General features: G+C 63.9%; 16 protein-coding genes. 2 read left to right on the forward strand and 14 right to left on the reverse strand.

The window, feature by feature from the left end; genetic code table 11:
• Positions 1 to 198: 198 nt before the first annotated feature.
• Together DEM27_RS03660 and DEM27_RS03665 are read right to left on the reverse strand one after the other, a co-directional pair.
• Entirely contained in the window at positions 199 to 2,088 is a 1,890-nt protein-coding gene (locus tag DEM27_RS03660; RefSeq protein ID WP_109456792.1) for an ABCB family ABC transporter ATP-binding protein/permease, read from the reverse strand.
• A gap of 203 nt (positions 2,089 to 2,291) precedes the next feature.
• Positions 2,292 to 4,544, reverse strand: a complete 2,253-nt coding sequence (locus DEM27_RS03665) for a LysM peptidoglycan-binding domain-containing protein (protein WP_109456793.1) — start codon at positions 4,542 to 4,544, stop codon at positions 2,292 to 2,294.
• A gap of 335 nt (positions 4,545 to 4,879) precedes the next feature.
• Here DEM27_RS03665 and DEM27_RS03670 point away from each other — a divergent pair, with 335 nt between their 5' ends.
• On the forward strand, positions 4,880 to 5,500 hold the full coding sequence (locus DEM27_RS03670; RefSeq protein ID WP_109456794.1) for an LOG family protein: 621 nt from the start codon (positions 4,880 to 4,882) through the stop codon (positions 5,498 to 5,500).
• 10 nt (positions 5,501 to 5,510) lie between these two features.
• On the opposite strand, the gene rarD is transcribed toward DEM27_RS03670, so the two are convergent.
• From rarD to alr, 12 genes are all read right to left on the reverse strand, one after another.
• Positions 5,511 to 6,425 (reverse strand): EamA family transporter RarD, encoded by a 915-nt coding sequence (gene rarD, locus DEM27_RS03675; protein WP_109456795.1) that lies wholly within the window; start codon positions 6,423 to 6,425, stop codon positions 5,511 to 5,513.
• A gap of 103 nt (positions 6,426 to 6,528) precedes the next feature.
• Positions 6,529 to 8,145 (reverse strand): citramalate synthase, encoded by a 1,617-nt coding sequence (gene cimA / locus DEM27_RS03680; protein WP_109456944.1) that lies wholly within the window; start codon positions 8,143 to 8,145, stop codon positions 6,529 to 6,531.
• A 131-nt stretch (positions 8,146 to 8,276) separates the two neighbouring features.
• Positions 8,277 to 9,239 carry a prolyl aminopeptidase gene (gene pip / locus DEM27_RS03685; RefSeq protein ID WP_109456796.1) on the reverse strand — a complete coding sequence of 321 codons (963 nt, stop codon included), beginning with the start codon at positions 9,237 to 9,239 and terminating at the stop codon, positions 8,277 to 8,279.
• A complete protein-coding gene (locus tag DEM27_RS03690) occupies positions 9,236 to 9,712 on the reverse strand; it encodes a GFA family protein (protein WP_109456797.1) in 477 nt (158 codons plus the stop codon). The genes pip and DEM27_RS03690 overlap by 4 nt, the downstream gene beginning before the upstream one ends.
• A complete protein-coding gene (locus tag DEM27_RS03695) occupies positions 9,709 to 10,185 on the reverse strand; it encodes a GFA family protein (protein ID WP_109456798.1) in 477 nt (158 codons plus the stop codon). Before DEM27_RS03695 ends, DEM27_RS03690 begins: the two co-directional genes overlap by 4 nt.
• 79 nt (positions 10,186 to 10,264) lie before the next feature.
• Positions 10,265 to 10,504, reverse strand: coding sequence for an antitoxin (locus DEM27_RS03700; protein ID WP_109456799.1), 240 nt, complete (start codon positions 10,502 to 10,504; stop codon positions 10,265 to 10,267).
• A gap of 56 nt (positions 10,505 to 10,560) precedes the next feature.
• On the reverse strand, positions 10,561 to 11,946 hold the full coding sequence (gene cysS, locus DEM27_RS03705) for a cysteine--tRNA ligase (protein ID WP_109456800.1): 1,386 nt from the start codon (positions 11,944 to 11,946) through the stop codon (positions 10,561 to 10,563).
• 323 nt (positions 11,947 to 12,269) lie between these two features.
• A complete protein-coding gene (locus tag DEM27_RS03710) occupies positions 12,270 to 13,010 on the reverse strand; it encodes an SDR family NAD(P)-dependent oxidoreductase (protein WP_109456801.1) in 741 nt (246 codons plus the stop codon).
• Positions 13,011 to 13,080: 70 nt separating this feature from the next.
• Positions 13,081 to 14,571 carry an amidophosphoribosyltransferase gene (gene purF / locus DEM27_RS03715; protein WP_109456802.1) on the reverse strand — a complete coding sequence of 497 codons (1,491 nt, stop codon included), beginning with the start codon at positions 14,569 to 14,571 and terminating at the stop codon, positions 13,081 to 13,083.
• Between the two features lie 143 nt (positions 14,572 to 14,714).
• Positions 14,715 to 15,311, reverse strand: a complete 597-nt coding sequence (locus DEM27_RS03720) for a CvpA family protein (protein ID WP_109456945.1) — start codon at positions 15,309 to 15,311, stop codon at positions 14,715 to 14,717.
• Positions 15,312 to 15,406: 95 nt separating this feature from the next.
• Positions 15,407 to 16,810: a DNA repair protein RadA gene (gene radA / locus DEM27_RS03725; RefSeq protein ID WP_109456803.1), complete on the reverse strand. Its 1,404-nt coding sequence runs from the start codon at positions 16,808 to 16,810 to the stop codon at positions 15,407 to 15,409.
• Positions 16,811 to 16,926: 116 nt separating this feature from the next.
• On the reverse strand, positions 16,927 to 18,093 hold the full coding sequence (gene alr, locus DEM27_RS03730; protein WP_109456804.1) for an alanine racemase: 1,167 nt from the start codon (positions 18,091 to 18,093) through the stop codon (positions 16,927 to 16,929).
• A gap of 120 nt (positions 18,094 to 18,213) precedes the next feature.
• Here alr and DEM27_RS03735 point away from each other — a divergent pair, with 120 nt between their 5' ends.
• Entirely contained in the window at positions 18,214 to 19,071 is an 858-nt protein-coding gene (locus tag DEM27_RS03735) for an AraC family transcriptional regulator (protein ID WP_109456805.1), read from the forward strand.
• The last annotated feature ends 62 nt before the right edge of the window (positions 19,072 to 19,133 follow it).

Genomic DNA, 19,133 nt, shown 5'->3' on the forward strand with positions numbered 1-19,133 from the left:
AACGGTTTCAAGGCGCCAAGGCTTTTGCACCATTTTCCCGGCAATGCCCCCGATTTCGGGAGCTATGCAGTAGCGTGAAAAAACAGTGGGAGCAATGCGCCGAGGCACGCTGCTACCGCTCAATCTTGGGCCTGGCCTGCCGCGCACGGTAAATGGACGGTCGCGAACGGATTGTCAAAGGGACGCCCCCGCGCCATCTCAGTTTGCCGGCGCCTTGCGCACGACGATGCCGAATTCGTCGTTTTCGCGCACCTGCTTCAAGCGCTCCTCGGCCTGCACCGCCTCGCGCTGGCGATCCCACATCGAGGCATAGAGGCCGCCGTCGTGCTGCATGAGCTCGGCATGTGAGCCACGCTCGGCGATCTCGCCGCCCTTGAGCACGATGATCTCGTCGGCGCCGATGACGGTCGATAGCCGGTGGGCGATGATCAGCGTCGTGCGGTTCTTGGACACGATGTCGAGCGCGGTCTGGATTTCCCGTTCCGTCGTGGTGTCCAGCGCCGATGTCGCCTCATCGAGAATGAGGATCGGCGGGGCCTTGAGCACGGTGCGGGCAATGGCGACGCGCTGTTTTTCACCACCCGACAGTTTGAGGCCGCGTTCGCCCACCTTGGTGTCGTAGCCGTCGGGCAGGTGGCTGATGAACGTGCCGATCTGGGCGATCTCGGCCGCAGCCTTCATCTCCTCTTCGCTTGCCGCGGGGCGGCCGTAGCGGATGTTGTAGGCGATCGTGTCGTTGAACAGCACCGTATCCTGCGGCACCATGCCGATTGCCGCCCGCAGGCTCTTCTGGGTGACGGTGCGGATGTCCTGGCCGTCGATGGTGATGGAACCCTGCTGGATATCGTAGAAGCGATACAGCAGCCGCGAGATCGTCGACTTGCCGGCGCCGGAAGGGCCGACGACGGCGACGGTCTTGCCGGCCGGGACCTCGAAGGAGATGCCCTTGAGGATGGGGCGTTCCGGGTCGTAGTAAAAATGCACGTCCTTGAAGACGATGCCGCCCTGGCGGATGTCGAGTTCTCGTGCGTCCGGCGCATCGTTGATTTCGGCTTCCACTTCGAGCAGTTCGAACATCTGCTCGATATCCGTGAGGCCCTGGCGGATTTCGCGGTAGACGAAGCCGATGAAATTCAGCGGCACGGCAAGCTGCAGCAGCATCGAGTTGATGAAGACGAAATCGCCGATCGTCTGTTCGCCGCGCTGCACGGCCAAGCCGGACATCACCAGCATGACGGTGGTGCCGAGGCCGAAGATGACGGCCTGGCCGAAGTTCAGCCAGCCGAGGGAGGTCCAGACCTGCGTCGCCGATTTTTCGTAGCGCTCCATCGACGCGTCGAAACGGCGGGCCTCCATCTGCTCGTTGCCGAAATATTTGACGGTCTCGAAATTCAGGAGCGAATCGATCGCCTTGGTGTTGGCGTCGGTATCGCTGTCGTTCATCGAACGGCGGATGGAGATGCGCCAGTCGCTGGCGCGCACGGTGAACCAGATATAGGCCCAGACGGTCACGGCCGTGACGAGCAGATAGGAAAAACCGTAACCCCACCAGAAGATCGCCGCCGTCAGCAGGAATTCGATGAAGGTCGGCACGCTGTTGAGGATGGTGAAGCGGACGATCGTCTCGATGCCCTTGGTGCCGCGTTCGATGATGCGCGACAGGCCGCCCGTCTTGCGTTCGAGGTGGAACCGCAGCGACAACTGGTGCATGTGCACGAAGGTGCGGTAGGCGAGCTGGCGCACGGCATATTGGCCGACGCGGGCAAACAGCGCGTCCCGCAGCTGGTTGAGCCCCTGCTGCAGGATGCGCGCCACGTTGTAGGCGATGATCAGGGCCGTGGCGCCGAGCATGATGGCCGGCAGGATGCCCGCCGCGTCCATCTTGCCGTTCAGCGCATCGGTGGTCCACTTGAAGAAATAGGGAACGGAGAGCAGGACGATCTTTGCGATCACCAGAAGAACGCTGGCCCAGATCACCCGCGATTTCAGGTCGGGACGCTCCGTCGGCCACATGTAGGGCCAGAGGTTGAGCAGGGTATGAAAAGGGTTCCTGGAATCCGCCGAGATCGTCTTTTTCTTCGTTGCCATGCGGCCTCCTGGAAATGCCCAGCGTCAAATACAAAAAGCGGCGGGCCCGCAGAGGCGCCGCCGCATCACGCACATAGGTTCTTTGCCCCGGGAAGACAATGGCGCGGCCTCAACTTCACCGGCCGGGCCGTATATGGAAGCGGGCAAAATAACGGCACGCAGGGTTTCCCCTGCGTGCCCGAAAAGCGGATGGATTGGGCGGCTCAGTTGAGCGGATCGCCGTGCAGGCGCTTACGGTGCAGCTCTTCCGAATCCGGCCGCGCATCCTTCGGCAGGCCGAAGATCTGGCCGGGGCGGATACGGTCAGGATTGTTGATCTGCTCGCGGTTGGCCACGTAGATCGTCGTATAGCGCACGCCCATGCCGTAGACCCGGCGCGAAATCTGCCACAATGTGTCGCCGCGGCGGATGATGACGGAATTCTTGCTCTCCGTCAGCGGCGCCTGGGCGATGACCACCGGGTCTCCACCGGCGCCGGCGCTCGAGTTTGCCTCGGCATTGGCGGTTTCCGTCGTGCTTTCGCTTGCCGGCTTCGGCCGTGCCGCCGTCTCTTCGCCGATTTCGTCTCCGAATTTCAGCGTGTCGGCAATCAGCGCGCCGACCCTGTCGAGGGCTGCCGCCATCGCCTTGGCGTCGCGCGGAACGGCTTGCAGCGCCTGCAATGCCGTGCCTGCACTTTCGGAGGTTTTTGTCGCAATCGTCTTGAAGGTATCCGGCGCATCGAGCGCCGGGCGGAATTCCGCCAGCGATTTCAGGGCGATTTCCGTCGACGAGCGGGCGGCGGCCAATTCTTCGCCGCCGGGAAGGCGACCGTTGGCGAAGAGGTTGCGAAGCAGCGTATAGGCGGTCGCCAGGTCGCTGCGCAGACGCCGGAACTTGACGTCCGTCGTCGCCTGGGCAACGATCTCTTCCGCAGCAGGCGTCTGGGCCGCAACGGTGATGTTGCCGGCTGGACGGTTGAACGGAACCGAGGCACGCACCAGCGGCTTGCCGGATGCATCCAGCATATCGACGCCGATGGTATGATCGCCGACGGCAAGCTCCATGACGCCTTCGACCACGAAATGGCCCTCGGGTTCGGTCACGGATCTGCCGATCAGCTTCTCGTCGGCATAAGCGGCAACGGTCGCACCCGATCTGGCGGTGCCGGCGACAAAGATCTTGTTGCCCTCGATCTCGACGGCGGTGACCTTGATCTGCGGTTGCTGCTGCGGCTTGGTGGTGATGGCTGCCTGTTCTCCCGACGTCCCGGAGGTCTTGGACGCCGTATCGTCGACAGCGATGGCCGGTGCGGACGAGGACAGGTCGTTGGAGCCGGCGGGCAGGTCAGGCAGGCCGACGGCGGTTTCCTGGCTGTCCTGCTGCTGGTTATCCTGGGTCTGCTGCTGCGCCGGCTTCGCGTCGGTGTTCGCTTCGGTCGGGGCGGTGATGATGCGGCTGGCCTTGCCGGGCGTGGTGATCATCGCCAGCAACTCGCCGCTCTCGGTCTTAGGTATGGAGACAGTGGCGACTTCTTCGGAAACGGTGGTCTTGCCGTCTTTGTCGGTGGCCTTCAGCGTCAGCTGGTGGTCGCCGGCCGGCAGCGGGTCGTCGAGAACTGCAGCGAAGTCGCCGGTGGAATCGACGCTGAGCGAACTGATCACTGTCTCGCCGTTGAGGATGTCGAGCTTGGTATTGGGCTCCGCCTTGCCGGCAATGACGGTCGATCCGTCCGGCTCGACGCGCAGCACGTCGAAGGCGGGAACCGTCTCGTCGGAAGCGGTCTGTCCCGACGCCTGCTTTGAGCCTTGATCGGAGGTCTGCCCGGAGTCCTGGCCGGAGACTTGCGATGCATCCGAAGCCGCGTCGTTGGACGTGCCGGTGCCGGCAGCAGGCTTGTCTTCCGTCAGTGGCAGGGAGGCGTCGCGCGTCGTTTTCTCGGCCGTTTCGACCGGCTTGCCCGTCAGGAAGCCTTCAAGCTGGTTCAGCGCCTCGAGTGCGGCGGCGGGCTCGACCGGCAGCGCCTGCAGGATGGCGAGGGCCTTGGCGGCGCCGTCGCGGAATTTCGCCAGCGAGGCGGTGACCGTCGCGTCGAGGCCGGCCGGCAGTTCGAACTCCGCAATGGCGCGGATCGTTGTCTCCGCCTTCGCCTTGGCGCCGGCGAGTGCCTGCGCTTCCGGCGCCTTGCCGCCGATGAACAGGGCCTTGAGGTCCGCCGTCGCGGCGATGGCATCCGCCGAAAGGCGGCCCATCTTCTGGGTGACGGTTGCGACATCCTCGACTGCCGGGGTCTGTTTTTCGGGCTCCGTCTTGGTATCCTGGGCGGTGTTGCCCGCGGTCTCGCTGACGATCTGGCTTGCCTTGTCGCCCGCCGGCTGCTTGTCGCCGGTCACCCGCGGAAGCACGAAAAAGACCATCAATGCGGCGGCCGCCACAAGGACCAACAGTGCCAGCAAACCGGCCCGGTTATTCTTCATCTCGATTCTCCAAGCGGATCGCCCGCCATATTCCCCACTGCATGTCCTCAAGCTTTGAAACGTCTCTGCAGGGCCGGTCCTTGCGGACCCGCCGCGCCTTGCATCCGTGGCGCCTGGCAACAGCCGGCTCCGGTCAGGTCGAGGACCTTGCCGAACCGGCATCCCCGCAGCATGGACGCGTTGACGCGCACTGGAAAAACTTGAGGAAACCCTACTGAAACTGCTAACGATTCCTGCTGCTTTGCACAAGCATTCTCCGCCGCCGGCACAGGTTAAGCGCCGATTTTTCCGTCAATTTTCTTGACGCAGCAGGTGCAGCATAGTTCTCTGCACCCATGACTGATCAAACTGTTCCGATTCGATCCATCTGCGTCTACTGCGGCTCCCGGCCGGGGCGCGACCCTTCCCATATCGAGGCAGGCCGTGCGCTCGGCAAGTCGATTGCCGAAAACGGGCTCTCGCTCGTCTATGGTGGCGGCACCAAGGGCATCATGGGCGCCGTTGCCAGCGGCGTCATGTCCCACGGCGGCAAGGTAACCGGCATCATACCGGAATTTCTTGTCGATATGGAGGCAACCCGCCATTCTCTCGGAGAACTCGACGAATTGATCGTCACGCCCGACATGCACGAGCGCAAGCATCGGATGTTCGAGCGCGCCGACGCCTTCGTCGCCTTGCCGGGCGGCATCGGCACGCTGGAAGAGATCGTCGAGATCATGACCTGGGCGCAGCTCGGTCGGCATCGCAAGCCGATGGTCTTCGCCAATATCAACGGTTTCTGGAACCCGATGATGGACCTTCTGCTTCACATGACCGAGCAGGGTTTCGTGCACACGTCGCACCTGGTGCAGCCGATGCTGATCGACCGCGTCGAGGACATCGTCCCCGCCATTCGCAAGCACTCGGTCGAAGGCGTCAGCCGCGAGGGCGAAAAGGCCGTTATCGACAAGCTGTGATCGGGAGCCGTTACGCCCCGTCGCGGCGGCTGCTCCTTATCATCGACCAGGTGTAGACCACCAGTGCCAGCCAGATCAGCGGGAAGGCGATCATCTTTTCCGGGCCGAAAGGCTCTCCGAAGACGAAGACGGCGATGATGAAGATCATCGACGGGGCGATGTATTGCATGATGCCGATGGTGGAGAGCTTCAGCAGCTTGGCGCCGTTGGCATAGATGATCAGCGGCCCTGCGGTGACGATGCCGGCGCCGATGAGAAGGGTCGTGTCGCTGGCGTTGCCGGCAAAGAAATGGCTCTGTCCCGTCACCTGGAGATAGATGATGTAGCCGAGCGCCGGCAGGCCGAGGATCAGCACTTCCAGGAAAAAGCCCTGGTTGGGGCCGATCGGCAGGGTCTTGCGGAAGAAGGCGTAGAACGCCCAGCTGACGCTCAGTGCCAGCGCCACCCAGGGCAGCGTGCCGGCTTCGACAGTGAGCACCAGGACGCCACAAGCGGCAAGCCCGATCGCCACCATCTGCGCCGGCTTCAGCTTTTCGCCGAGCAGAACGGCGCCCATCAGCACGCTGAGCAGCGGGTTGATGAAATAGCCGAGCGCCGTGTCGAGGGCGCGGCCGGAGCCGATCGCCCAGACATAGAGACCCCAGTTGACGGTGATCAGCGCTGCCGTCAGTGCTGCCATTGCCAGGATGCGCGGTGTACGAAGTGCAGCCCTGACATCGGCGGTACGGCCGACGGCGACCAGGACCGCCCCGGCGACCGGCAACGACCAGATGATGCGGTGAGCGATCACTTCCGCCGGCGAGATATGCGCCACGGCCTTCATGTAGAAGGGCAGGAAGCCCCAGAGAAGATAGGCCGCAAGCGCAAAGGCGAAACCGCGCGCGCTGTCTTCGTTCTTGCGTTCCGGCACCGCTTCGACTGCCATGGTGTACCCGCCCGATTTTTTGTTTATGCCGGGCCTTAACGCAACGGGCGCGAATACACCAATTCATTTCCGTGAAGAATGGTAAGGCCGGCATACCTCTCGCCTATTCGGCGGCGATCTTGCCGGCCAGCGCGCGGTTCTTCATCAGCTTGTAGATGACGGAATCCATCAGCGCCTGGAAAGAGGCGTCGATGATGTTTTCCGACACGCCCACCGTCCACCAGCGCACGCCGTCGCTGTCGATCGATTCGATCAGCACGCGGGTGATGGCTTCCGTGCCGCCGTTGAGGATACGCACCTTGAAGTCGGCGAGCAGCAGGTCGTCGATTTCGTGCTGGTATTTGCCGAAATCCTTGCGCAGCGCCCGGTCGAGCGCGTTGACGGGACCGTCGCCCTCGGCGACCGACATCAGCGTCTGGCCGTCGATGACCAGCTTGACCACCGCTTCCGAGACGATTTTCACCCGGCCGTGGGAATCGAAGCGGCGCTCGACCATCACCCGGAAGCCGTCGATGGCGAAGAATTCCGGAATGGTGCCGAGCGTGCGGCGGGCGAGCAGTTCGAAGCTCGCATCCGCACCTTCGTAGGCGTAACCCGAGGCTTCCCGTTCCTTGACGATGGTGATCAGCTTGTCGAGGCGCGGGTCGTCCTTGCCGACCTCGATGCCGCGGCGCTTCAACGCGTTGATGAAGTTCGACTTGCCACCCTGGTCGGAGACCATCACCTTGCGGAAATTGCCGACGCTTTCCGGCGGCACATGTTCGTAGGTGCGCGGGTCCTTCAGCAGCGCCGAGGCGTGGATGCCGGCCTTCGTGGCGAAGGCGGAGGCGCCGACATAGGGCATCTGGTGGTCCGGCGAGCGGTTGAGAAGCTCGTCGAAGGCATGTGAGATGCGGGTGAGTTCGACCAGCCGTTCGGCGTCGATCGTCGTGTCGAAACGGCTCTTGTAAGTTTCCTTCAGCGCCAGCGTCGGGATGATCGTCACCAGGTTGGCGTTGCCGCAGCGTTCGCCGATGCCGTTCAGCGTGCCCTGGATCTGGCGTACGCCGGCTTCGACGGCCGCCAGCGAATTGGCGACGGCCTGGCCGGTATCGTTATGGGCATGGATCCCCAGACAGTGCCCCGGAACGCCGGCGGCAATCACGGCGGCGACGATCTCGCGCACTTCCGCCGGCTGCGTGCCGCCATTGGTATCGCAGAGCACCACCCAGCGCGCGCCGGCCTCATAAGCGGTCCGGGCGCAGGAAAGGGCGTAGTCGGGGTTGGCCTTGTAACCGTCGAAGAAATGCTCGCAATCGACCATCGCCTCCTTGCCGACGCCGATGGCCGCGATGACGCTGTCGCGGATGCTCTCGAGGTTTTCATCGTTCGAACAGCCGAGCGCCACCTTGACGTGGTAGTCCCAGCTCTTGGCGACAAAACAGATGGCGTCGCTTTCGGCCTGCAGCAGCGCCGCCAGCCCCGGATCGTTGGAGGCGGAAACGCCGGCGCGCTTGGTCATGCCGAAGGCGACGAAGGCGGCCTTTTCCGTCCGTTTGCGGGTGAAGAAGGCGGTGTCCGTGGGATTGGCGCCCGGATAACCGCCCTCGACATAATCGATGCCGAAATCGTCGAGCATGGCGGCAATGGCAATCTTGTCCTCGGTCGAAAAGTCGATGCCGGGCGTTTGCTGCCCATCCCGGAGCGTCGTATCGAAGAGGTAGATTTTTTCGCGTGTCATTGCCATGTCCGTCGTTCCCTCCCGAGGAACTGATGTCTTGTTTGATGCGGGTGCGGTTTGCCCTTCACCCTGATCCGCTCCCTGCTTGCGGGGAGAGGTAAAAGCCGGCTGGCGGATGAGGGGAAGCGCCCTTATCCGATCTTCCCGGCAAACTTGTCGGTCGCATAGATCAGCCGGTCGAGGATGCCGGGCTCCGAATAGGCATGCCCCGCGCCCTCGACCAGGTAGAACTCCGCTTCCGGCCAGGCCTTGTGCAGCGTCCAGGCATATTTTGCCGGGCAGGGCATGTCGTAGCGGCCGTGAACGATGACACCCGGAATGCCGGTGAGCTTGTGGGCATCGCGCAGCAACTGTCCTTCCTCCATCCAGCCGGCATTGACGAAAAAGTGGTTCTCGATGCGGGCGAAGGCGTGGGCGAACTCGTCCTCGCCGAACTTGTCGCTGGTCGAGGGTTCCGGCAGCAGCGTGATCGTCTCGCCTTCCCAGAGGCTCCAGGCCTTGGCGGCGGCAATGCGCACGGCCTTGTCCTGATGCGTCAGGCGGCGATTGTAGGCGAGCATCATCTCGTGGCGCTCTTCCGGCGGGATCGGTGCGATGAAACGCTCCCACTTGTCGGGAAACATTTCCGAGACGCCGAACTGGTAATACCAGTCGAGTTCCGCCTTGGTCAGCGTATAGATGCCGCGAACGATCAGTTCCGAGACGCGATGCGGGAATTTTTCGGCATAAGCGAGCGCCAGCGTCGAGCCCCAGGAGCCGCCGAAAACCTGCCATTTTTCGACGCCCGCCATCTCGCGCAGCCGCTCGATGTCGTCGACGAGATGCCAGGTGCTGTTGGCATTCAGCTCCGCATGCGGCGTCGACTGGCCGCAGCCGCGCTGGTCGAACAGCGTGACGTCGTAGAGTTTCGGATCGAACAGCCGGCGATGGCTCGGCGAGAAGCCGCCGCCGGGGCCGCCATGCAGGAAAACCGCCGGCTTGGCGCCGGGCGTGCCGGAACGCTCCCAGTAGATTACATGGCCGTCGCCGACATCCAGGTGCCCGGAAGCATAAGGCTCGATTTCCGGGTAAAGCGTGCGAAAACTGTCGGTCATATCTTCAAACCTTGCGACGGCCAGGCGTCGGTATCGTGGTCGGGATGCTGGAAGGAGATGATCTCCTCCTGGCGGCTGTAATAATCGGGATCGTCATGTACCGGCTGGTCGAAGATGGTTTCGACCCAGGGCAGGCGGGCGGAAAAATTCACCTGGATCTGCGGCGCGAGATCGGAGCGGTCGTCGAAAGCGCCGATCGCCAGTTCCAGGCCGCCGGGATGCTTGTAGGCCAGCGGCGTGCCGCAGTTCCTGCAGAAGCCGCGGGCGATGTTGATCGACGACTGGAAATAGCTGGGTTCGCCCCGCGTCCATTCCATGCCCTCTTCGGGCGCGGTCACCAGCGGGCCGAAAAAGCCGCCGAACTGCTTCTGGCACATGCGGCAATGGCAGATCGACGGGCGGCCGAGCTTGCCGCTGATACGGAAGCGCACGGCGCCGCATTGGCAGCCGCCGGTACGGACGGTGTCGCTCATGATTTTTTCTCCGCTGGCCAGGTAGTGGTGTCGTGATCGGGATGTTGGTAGGACACGATGTCGAGGATGAACGGGGCTTCCTCGACATCCTCCTCCGTCAAGCGTCCCGGCAATGCATGCAGCCGATCGACGAAGCCGATCTTGCCCTCGACGCCGAACTGCACGGTCGGCGGCAGCGCCGCCGGATCGTCGAAGGCGCCCGCCGCGATCGCCACGCCGTCCGGCGCCTCATAGGTCAGCGGCGTGCCGCAATCGCTGCAGAATCCACGATGGGCGAAATTCGAGGACTGGAATTTCTTCACCGTCCCGCGCGTCCAGCTGAGACCGGCACCACGCGTGGAGACCAGCGGCGCATAATAGGCACCAAAAGCCTTTTGGCACATGCGGCAATGACAGATCGAGCTGTCCCGAAGTTCGCCCTCGACCCGGAAGCGGATCGCGCCGCACTGACAGCCGCCGGTGTAGATGGTCATGGTGCTGTCTCCTGTGGCCGGCACGAAGCGCAGGTCGCATTCAAGATGATGTTCTTATCGAGCATGTCGGTTAGATCGCTCACAGGTCGAATTCTCGCGGCAGGGGGTCTTTTTCGTCTATATCTGGAAACTCTTCATCCCAAGGTTCGATCGTCATCAGCCATTCCAAGAGATTGCTCGCCTTGGTCGGCTGGATCACCAGCCGGTCGCTTTCCTTGCTCATGATCGCGTCCTCTCCAGGCAGTTCGAATTCCACGGGGATTAGAACGACATGGTGCTGGCCGTGGCGAAACAGCTTGACGTGACGTTCTGCTCCCATCGTGTCCTCCTCTGGCCCGCTTCAACCATAGGCCGGTCAAGTTTGTTCGACAACGTCTACCGCTTCACCTCCCAGGTGGTAACACGCTCACCGGTTGCCGGGTCCTTGCCGTCCTTGAGCTGGATGCCCTTCTCGGCGAGATCGTTGCGGATCTTGTCGGCTTCGGCAAAATCCCTGGCCTTCAGCATCTCCAGCCGCATGGCGACGAGCGCGTCGACGGCGGAGGCGACGGCTTCGTCGATTTCCGTCTTTTCGGGCAGGACGCCGAGAAGGGCGGCGCTTGCGGCGAAGGTGGCAAGCAGCCCGGCGTCGCCATGGGCGCCCTGCGCCAGCGCGTGCAAGGCCTGCACGGCGGCGACAGTGTTGAGGTCATCGCCCAGCGCTGCCAGCACGGTTTCATCGGGGGTAGCATCGCCGGCTTCGGCGGCCGGCCATTTGGCGAGCAGCCGCTCGGCCTCCTCCAGCCGCTTGACGGAGAAATCGATCGGCTCGCGATAGTGGGTCATCAGCATGGCAAGCCGCAGCACGTCGCCCGGCCATTTGCGGCCGCCGAAACTTTCGGTGTGCAGCAGGTCGTAGATGGTGACGAAATTGCCGTCCGACTTCGACATCTTGCGGCCTTCCACCTGCACGAAACCGTTGTGCATCCAGACATTGGCCATCACGGCCGTGCCATGGGCGCAGCGGGACTGGGCGATCTCGTTTTCGTGGTGCGGGAAGATCAGGTCGAGCCCGCCGCCGTGGATGTCGAAGACCTCGCCGAGGTAGCGGCCGCTCATCGCCGAGCATTCGATATGCCAGCCGGGACGGCCGCGGCCCCACGGGCTCTCCCAGCCGGGCTCGTTGTCGTCAGACAGCTTCCACAGCACGAAGTCGCCCGGGCTCTTCTTGTGGGCGTCGACGGCGATGCGGGCGCCGGCCTGCTGTTCGTCGAGCGGCCGTTTGGACAACTGGCCGTAGTCGGCCATCGACTTGGTGTCGAACAGCACTTCACCTTCGGCGACATAGGCGTGGCCCTTGCCGATCAGCTTTTCGATGATGTCGATCATCTGGGCAATATTGTCGGTCGCCCGCGGCTCGACGCTCGGCTCCAGACAGCCGAGTTCGGCGACATCGTCGTGGAACTGCTTTTCGGTCTTTTTGGTCACGGCGCGAATGGCGTCGTTGAGCGGCAGGTGCGGGAAGTCGCGCAGCGCCCGGGCGTTGATCTTGTCGTCGACGTCGGTGATGTTGCGGGCATAGGTGACATGGCTTTCGCCGTAAACATGCCGCAGCAGCCGGTAGAGCACGTCGAAGACGATCACCGGGCGCGCATTGCCGATATGGGCGAAATCGTAGACGGTCGGGCCGCAGACATACATGCGCAGGTTTTGCGGGTCGATCGGCTGGAATTCCGCCTTCTCGCGCGTCAGCGTGTTGTAGAACTTGAGCGTCGCGCCCATAAAAACCTCCCAAAGGCAAGCGGCCGGCTTGACCGGGTCGTTTGTCTGCTTCGTGAGCTTTTCAAGGAGACGAAAACGGCCAGGCCAGCGGAAGCGCTAGCGAATAATAATCCAGCAGATGCGAATTGCCGTTTTCATGGGCGTGGTTATGGCCCGCAGCAGGGATTTGGTCAAGAGGGTGAGACGCGGTCGGGCAAAGCCCGAGCGATCGATCCGGTGGATCGATCGCAGCGTCGAACGCCCGGAGCGAAAGCGAAGGGCCGGGCGCGGAGGAGAGTGCAGGCTTGATACGGCAGCCTGTGTCTGTGTCAGCCCCTCTTGCGTCACTCCGGCATGCGATAATCGACGATCTGCCTGTCGCGGACGATGAACAGCTTGCCGGTCTCGCTCTGCTCCGGGCCGACCAGCGGCAGCAAGGCTCCGGCGACCTCGGAGGGATGCGGCAGCGTCGTCGGGTCTTCGCCCGGAACGGCCTGCGCCCGCATCGCCGTGCGCGTGGCGCCGGGATCGACGCAGAGGATGCGCAGCGGCGTGCGCTGCGTTTCGCCGGCCCAGGTGCGGGCCAGCGCTTCGACGGCGGCCTTCGAGGCGGAGTAGGGACCCCAGAACGGCTTGCATTTGTGCGCGGCGCTGGACGACAGGATCAGCGCCCGGCCGGCATCCGACTTGAGCAGCAGTGGCTCGACGGAGCGGATCAGCCGCCAGGTGGCGTTGACGTTGATCGTCATCACCTTTTCGAACACCTTGGCCTCGACATGGCCGATCGGCGAGATGGTGCCGAGAACGCCGGCATTGGCGACGAGGATGTCGAGCTTGCCCCAGCGCTCGAAGATCGAGCCGCCGAGCTTGTCGATGGCCGCCATGTCGCCGAGGTCGAAAGGAACGAGCGTCGCGGAGCCGCCAACGGCCTTGATCGCGTCATCCAGCTCTTCCAGGCCGCCGACGGTGCGGGCGCAGGCAACGACATGGGCGCCGGCCTTGGCCAATTCGAGCGCGGTGAAATAACCGATGCCGCGCGAGGCGCCGGTGACCAGGGCGATCCGGTCCTTGAGGTTGACAGTCATCGTTCCTCCCAATCGAATGTGCGCGCGGAAGCCCGATGGCCCCGCACCGAACAGATCTTTGAATAAAGGGTCAGCCGTTGCTGGCGAGCATCGACAGTTTGCGGCCGGGCGTCTCGCCGTTCTTGTCGAGCAGCCGGGTCGGATAGTCGCCGGTGAAATAATGGTCGGTGAACTGCGGCTGCGCAGCATTGCGCGGCGCACCGCCGACAGCCTGGTAGAGGCCGTCGATCGACAGGAACTGCAGCGAGTCGGCGCCGATGTAGCGGGCCATCGCCTCGACGTCGGCATATTGGTTGGCGAGCAGCTTGTCGGCATCCGGCGTGTCGATGCCGTAAAAATCCGGGTAGAAGATCATCGGACTGGCAACGCGGATATGCACTTCGGTGGCGCCGGCCTCGCGCATCATCTGCACGATCTTTACCGAGGTGGTGCCGCGCACGATGGAATCGTCGACCAGCACGACACGCTTGCCCTCGATCATCGCCCGGTTGGCCGAATGCTTCAGCTTGACGCCGAAGGCGCGGATCTGCTGCGTCGGCTCGATGAAGGTGCGGCCGACATAATGGTTGCGGATGATGCCGTATTCGAAGGGAATGCCGCTCTGCTGGGCGAAACCGAGCGCCGCCGGCGTGCCGCCATCGGGAACCGGCACGACGACATCCGCCTCGACCGGCGCTTCCTTGGCGAGGTTGATGCCCATGTTCTTGCGCGCCACATAGACGCTCCGGCCGCCGACGACCGAATCCGGCCGGGCGAAATAGACATATTCGAACAGGCAGAGGCGTTCCGGCGGCGGATTGACCGGCTTGCGGGAATCGATGTTGATCGAGCCGTCCGGCTGGATCTCGCAGATGATCAGCTCGCCATTTTCCACGTCGCGGATATATTTCGCGCCGATGATATCGAGGGCGCAGGTTTCCGAGCAGAAGATCGGCTTGCCGTCCAGTTCGCCCATCACCAGCGGGCGGATGCCGGTGGGGTCGCGGGCGGCGATCAGCTTGGTGCGCGTCATCGCCAGCATCGAATAGCCGCCTTCCATCTGGCGGATGGCGTCGATGAAGCGGTCGGCGGTGGAGGTGTGGCGCGAGCGGGCGACGAGGTGGAGGACGACTTCGGTATCTGAGGTCGACTGACAGATGGCGCCGGTGGCGATGATCTGGCGGCGCAACGTCAGGCCGTTGGTGAAGTTGCCGTTATGGGCGATGGCGATGCCGCCGACTTCCAGTTCGGCAAACAGCGGCTGGACGTTGCGCAGCGCCACTTCGCCCGTCGTCGAATAGCGGGTGTGGCCGATGGCGATCGAACCCGGCAGCTTGGCGAGGATCGCCGGATCGGTGTAGTGGTCGCCGACCAGGCCCATGCGCTTTTCCGTGTGGAACTGCTTGCCGTCGAAGGAAACGATGCCCGCCGCCTCCTGTCCGCGATGCTGCAGCGCGTGCAGGCCGAGTGCCGTCAGCGTCGCGGCGTCGGGATGCCCCAAAATGCCAAACACCCCGCACTCTTCATGCAGGGTGTCGCCGTCGATTTCGTCATCGATGCGGATGGAATGGGAATGGGTCATTGCTGCAGGCCTTTGCTTCTACAGAACGGGTCGGGCAATCTTGGAATGCGTTTGGCTCCGTCCGGCTAGTGCCTCGTACGGAGCGATGTTGCGATGCCACAAATGGCCCCGGCCATCAAGTGTTTCAAGACGCAAACGGAGTGTCAACCGTTCGTTGCGGGTACGTCTTCTTCCGGGGCGGGTTCGGTCGTGGTGCTCGGGTCGGTGCTGTTCTCAGCCGGGGCTTCCTTGCCGAGGATGCGGGCGCGGATCTGCGGCTCGATATCCTCCGGCAGCACGCCTTCGAGCTTCAGCACCAGCGCATCGAGGAAGGGCTTCGACTTGGCGTTGTTGACCCAGTCCGGGCGGTGGTTGACGTCGACCAGCCAGTTCCAGAAGGCGACGGCGACGACGAGAAGCAGGATGCCGCGGGCGGCGCCGAACAGGAAGCCAAGCGTACGGTCCAGCGCGCCGATGCGGCTGTCGATGATGAAATCGGCGATCCGCATGGTGATGAACGAAATGACGATCAGCGCGATCAGGAAGATGACGGCGGCGGAACCGGCAACGGCGATGCGGTTGTCGTCGGTGTATTTCGACGCGTAGGGAACCAGTGTCGGATAGAAATAATAGGCCGCGGCGGCGGCACCGCCCCAGCTGGCGATCGACAGCACCTCGCGGGAAAAACCGCGAACCATGGCCAGCACGGCTGAAAACAGGGTGACGCCAATGACAATGCCGTCAAAAATCGTAATAGGCATATTTTCGAACTCCATGACGGTCCTGCAGAATCGCCCGGCTGCCGCTGCCGGACGCGCTCGCTCCTATAGCATCACCGTGCCGTGGAGCGAAAGGATCAATCCTCGTCCTCCACCTGTCTTAACGCACCCTTGGAGCCGGCGATGCGCGCCACCAGATCCGGCAAGGCCTCGACCTCGCTCCAACGGCCGGCGGAAACCTTCGGCAGATCGGCCGAGGCGGCTGGCAGAAGGGCTGCGGAAAACCCCAGCTTCTCGGCTTCCTTGAGGCGCTGGGCGGTGTGCGCAACCGGCCGGATGGCACCCGACAGGCTGACTTCGCCGAAATAGACGCAATCGGCGGGAAGGGCAAGACCGGCCAGAGACGAAACCAGTGCGGATGCGACGGCAAGGTCGGCGGCCGGTTCGGAAATGCGGTAGCCGCCGGCGACGTTGAGATAGACGTCATGCTGGCCGAGGCGAACACCGCAATGGGCCTCCAGCACCGCCAGTATCATCGAAAGCCTGGCCGAATCCCAGCCGACGACGGCGCGCCGCGGCGTGCCGAGCGAGGTTGCCGCCACCAGCGCCTGCACCTCCACCAGCACCGGCCGCGTGCCCTCCATGCCGGCGAAGACGGCGGCGCCCGGCGCCTTGGCGTTGCGCTCGCCCAGAAACAGTTCGGAGGGGTTGGCGACTTCGCGCAGGCCGATATCGGACATTTCGAACACGCCGATTTCGTCGGTCGGCCCGAAGCGGTTCTTCACCGTGCGCAGGATGCGGTAGTGATGGCCGCGGTCGCCCTCGAAATACAAGACCGCATCGACCATGTGCTCGACGACGCGCGGCCCGGCGATCTGCCCCTCCTTGGTGACATGGCCGACAAGCACGATCGCCGCCCCCGTCTGCTTGGCGAAGCGGATCATCGCCTGAACGCCGGTGCGCACCTGAGTGACGGTGCCGGGGGCCGATTCGGCCGTGTCGCTCCACAGCGTCTGGATCGAATCGATGATCACGAGGTCCGGCCGCTTGCCTTCGGCGAGCGTCGCCAGGATGTCCTCGACATTGGTTTCGGCGGCGAGCAGCACGTCGGTCTGCGCGGCGCCGAGGCGCTGGGCGCGCAGCCGCACCTGGGCCACCGCCTCTTCGCCCGACACATAGATGATTCGGTGCCTGTTGCGGGAAAGAGCCGCCGCCGCCTGCATCAGCAGGGTGGACTTGCCAATGCCGGGATCGCCGCCGATCAGCACCGCTGATCCACGCACGAAACCGCCGCCGAGCGCCCGGTCGAGCTCGCCCATGCCGGTATGGATGCGCGGCGCCTCCTCGATCTCGCCGGACAGCGCCGTCAGCGCCACGGCGCGGCCCTTCTTCGGTGTCTTGCCGGGGCCAGCGCCGATGCCGCCCATCGGGTCTTCTTCGACGATCGTGTTCCACTCGCCGCAGCCGTCGCACTTGCCGGCCCAGCGATTATGGACGGTGCCGCAGTTCTGGCAGATGAATTGGGTACGGGCTTTCGCCATGGAGTGGTTTTTCGCCTATCGAGATGTGTTGGAAAAGGCCATGCACCGCTCATCTCAAAACGGCGGTTGATCTCTTTTTGTTCTCGTCTAGCACAGGTTCTTCGCCACTCCAAGCGTCAATCGGTTGGCTGGACATAACGCCGTTCGTAGCGCAGGCCGAGGCTGGTCAGGAGTTCGTAGCCGATGGTGCCGGCGGCGCGGGCCGCGTCGTCCAGAGCGATGTTGGGACCGATGAGTTCGATGTAGTCGCCGGCGCGGACCGCGTTTTCGGGCAGGTCGGTGACGTCGAAGATCGTCAGGTCCATCGTCACGCGGCCAACGATCGGCACCTTGCGGCCGGCGATCCAGCCGTAGCCGCCGGCAAGGCCGGCATTGCGCAGGGCGACGCCCGAGCCGGAGAGGTTGCGCTGAAAACCGTCGGCATAACCGATGGAGGCGACAGCAAGCCGGCTGTCGCGGCTGAGGATGCCGGTGCCGCCATAGCTGACGGTCTCGCCGCTGCGGGCACCGTGCACCGTGAGGATGCGGGCTTCGGCCATGGCGACGTTGCGCATCCGGTTCGGCAGGCCGTTGACCGATTCGCCGCCGTAAAGGGCAATGCCCGGACGGGTGAGGTCGAAATGATAATCCTCGCCGAGCAGGATGCCGGCGGAAGCGGCAAGGCTGGCCTCGACCCCCTCGAACGCCGCCGCCACCGTGCGAAAACTGTCGAGCTGCGTGCGGTTCATCACCGCTGTCGGCGTGTCGGCGCAGGCGAGGTGGCTCATCACCAGCACCGGCGAGAAGCTTGCCGGCCGCGAGGTGTCGTCGGCAAGCATCAGGGCATCCTCGACGGAGAGGCCGAGGCGATTGAAGCCGGTATCCACCTGTAATACGCAAGGGTAGTCGCCGTAATCGGCGAGCACCGCCATCCAGAAGGCGAACTGCTCCTGCGAGGCGAGCACCGGCACGAGGTCGTTCTCGAAGAACAGCTCTTCCATGCCGGGCCAGATGCCGGAAAGGACGAAGATCCGCGCCTCGGGGGCAAAGGCGCGCAAGGTCGCGCCCTCTGCCGGCAGGGCGACGAAGAAATCGCGGGCGCCGGCGAAATAGAGCGCAGCGCCGACATCCTCGATGCCGAGCCCGTAGGCGTCCGCCTTGACGACCGCGGCCGTGCGGGCGCGGCCGGAGCGGCGTGCCATCTCGCGCCAATTGTCGGTGATGGCAGCAAGATCGATGGTCAGCCGTAGCGGGGCGGAATCGAAGGGATCGGGAAGGTCGTGGTCGTCGGCGGAAAAGGTCATGGCATCAGTCTTGGCAGAGAACGGGGCAGGGAGCGGGAAACAAGCCCTAACACAAAATGCCGGAGGAAAAAGTGTCACTTTTATACAAGACGCCGTTTCGTTGTACGCTACAATGGCGTCATGCAGAGTGTGTCGCAAAAGCAGGCCGCGGATGAAATGCCGCTTTCCGGTTTCGAGGAAACCCGTTTCTGGAGGGCGTCGCGATTCGGCGGCATGGAATGCCTGAGCGCCACCTTTCATACCCATGAATATGCCCTGCATGCCCACGATACCTTCAGCATCGGCGCGATCGAGAAGGGCAGCCAGATTGCCACCATCCGCGGCACGCGTGAGGAGACGGGGCCGGGCGATCTCTATCTGATCAATCCCGGAGACGTACACGACGGCGCGCCGGGCGATGCGGGTTATCGCTACCGGATGATCTATCCGGATGCCCAGCTGGTGGCCGGCGTCCTGGAGGATGTGTCGGGCCGCAGCCTGCACGGCATGCCGTCCTTCGCCACCCGCCTGCCGCGCGACCCGCAGCTTTCCGCCGCCTTCACCCATGCCCACCGGATGATGGAGACGGGCGCCGGCCAGCTCGAATCGGATGAGGCGATGTTCCGGGTGCTCGCTGCCCTGTTCGTTCGCCACGGCAGCATGGTGCTGTCGCAGCTTGCGAGCCGCGAACGCTCCGCCGCCGGCCGCGTGCGCGATTATCTGACGGCGCATTTCGACAGCGACATCGGGCTCGACGAACTGGCGCGCATCGCCGGCCTCAGCCGTGCGCACATGATCCGCGCCTTCCGCCGCGAGTTCTTCATCACCCCGCATGCCTTCCTGACCGACCTCCGGGTGCTCGAGGCGCGCCGACTGCTGCGGCTGGGGCAGAGCCCGGCCGAGGTGGCGCTTGCCTGCGGTTTTGCCGACCAGGCGCATTTCACCCGCCACTTCAAGGCGCGCACCGGCGTGACGCCCGGCCAGTTTCGGCACCGGTGACACTTTCGTTCAAGACGGGTGCGGTTCGGGCGGTTAGAACCCGCATCCCCGATGCAACAAGT

This window comes from Rhizobium album (genome assembly GCF_003122325.1).
GTDB classification, from domain to species: domain Bacteria; phylum Pseudomonadota; class Alphaproteobacteria; order Rhizobiales; family Rhizobiaceae; genus Metarhizobium; species Metarhizobium album.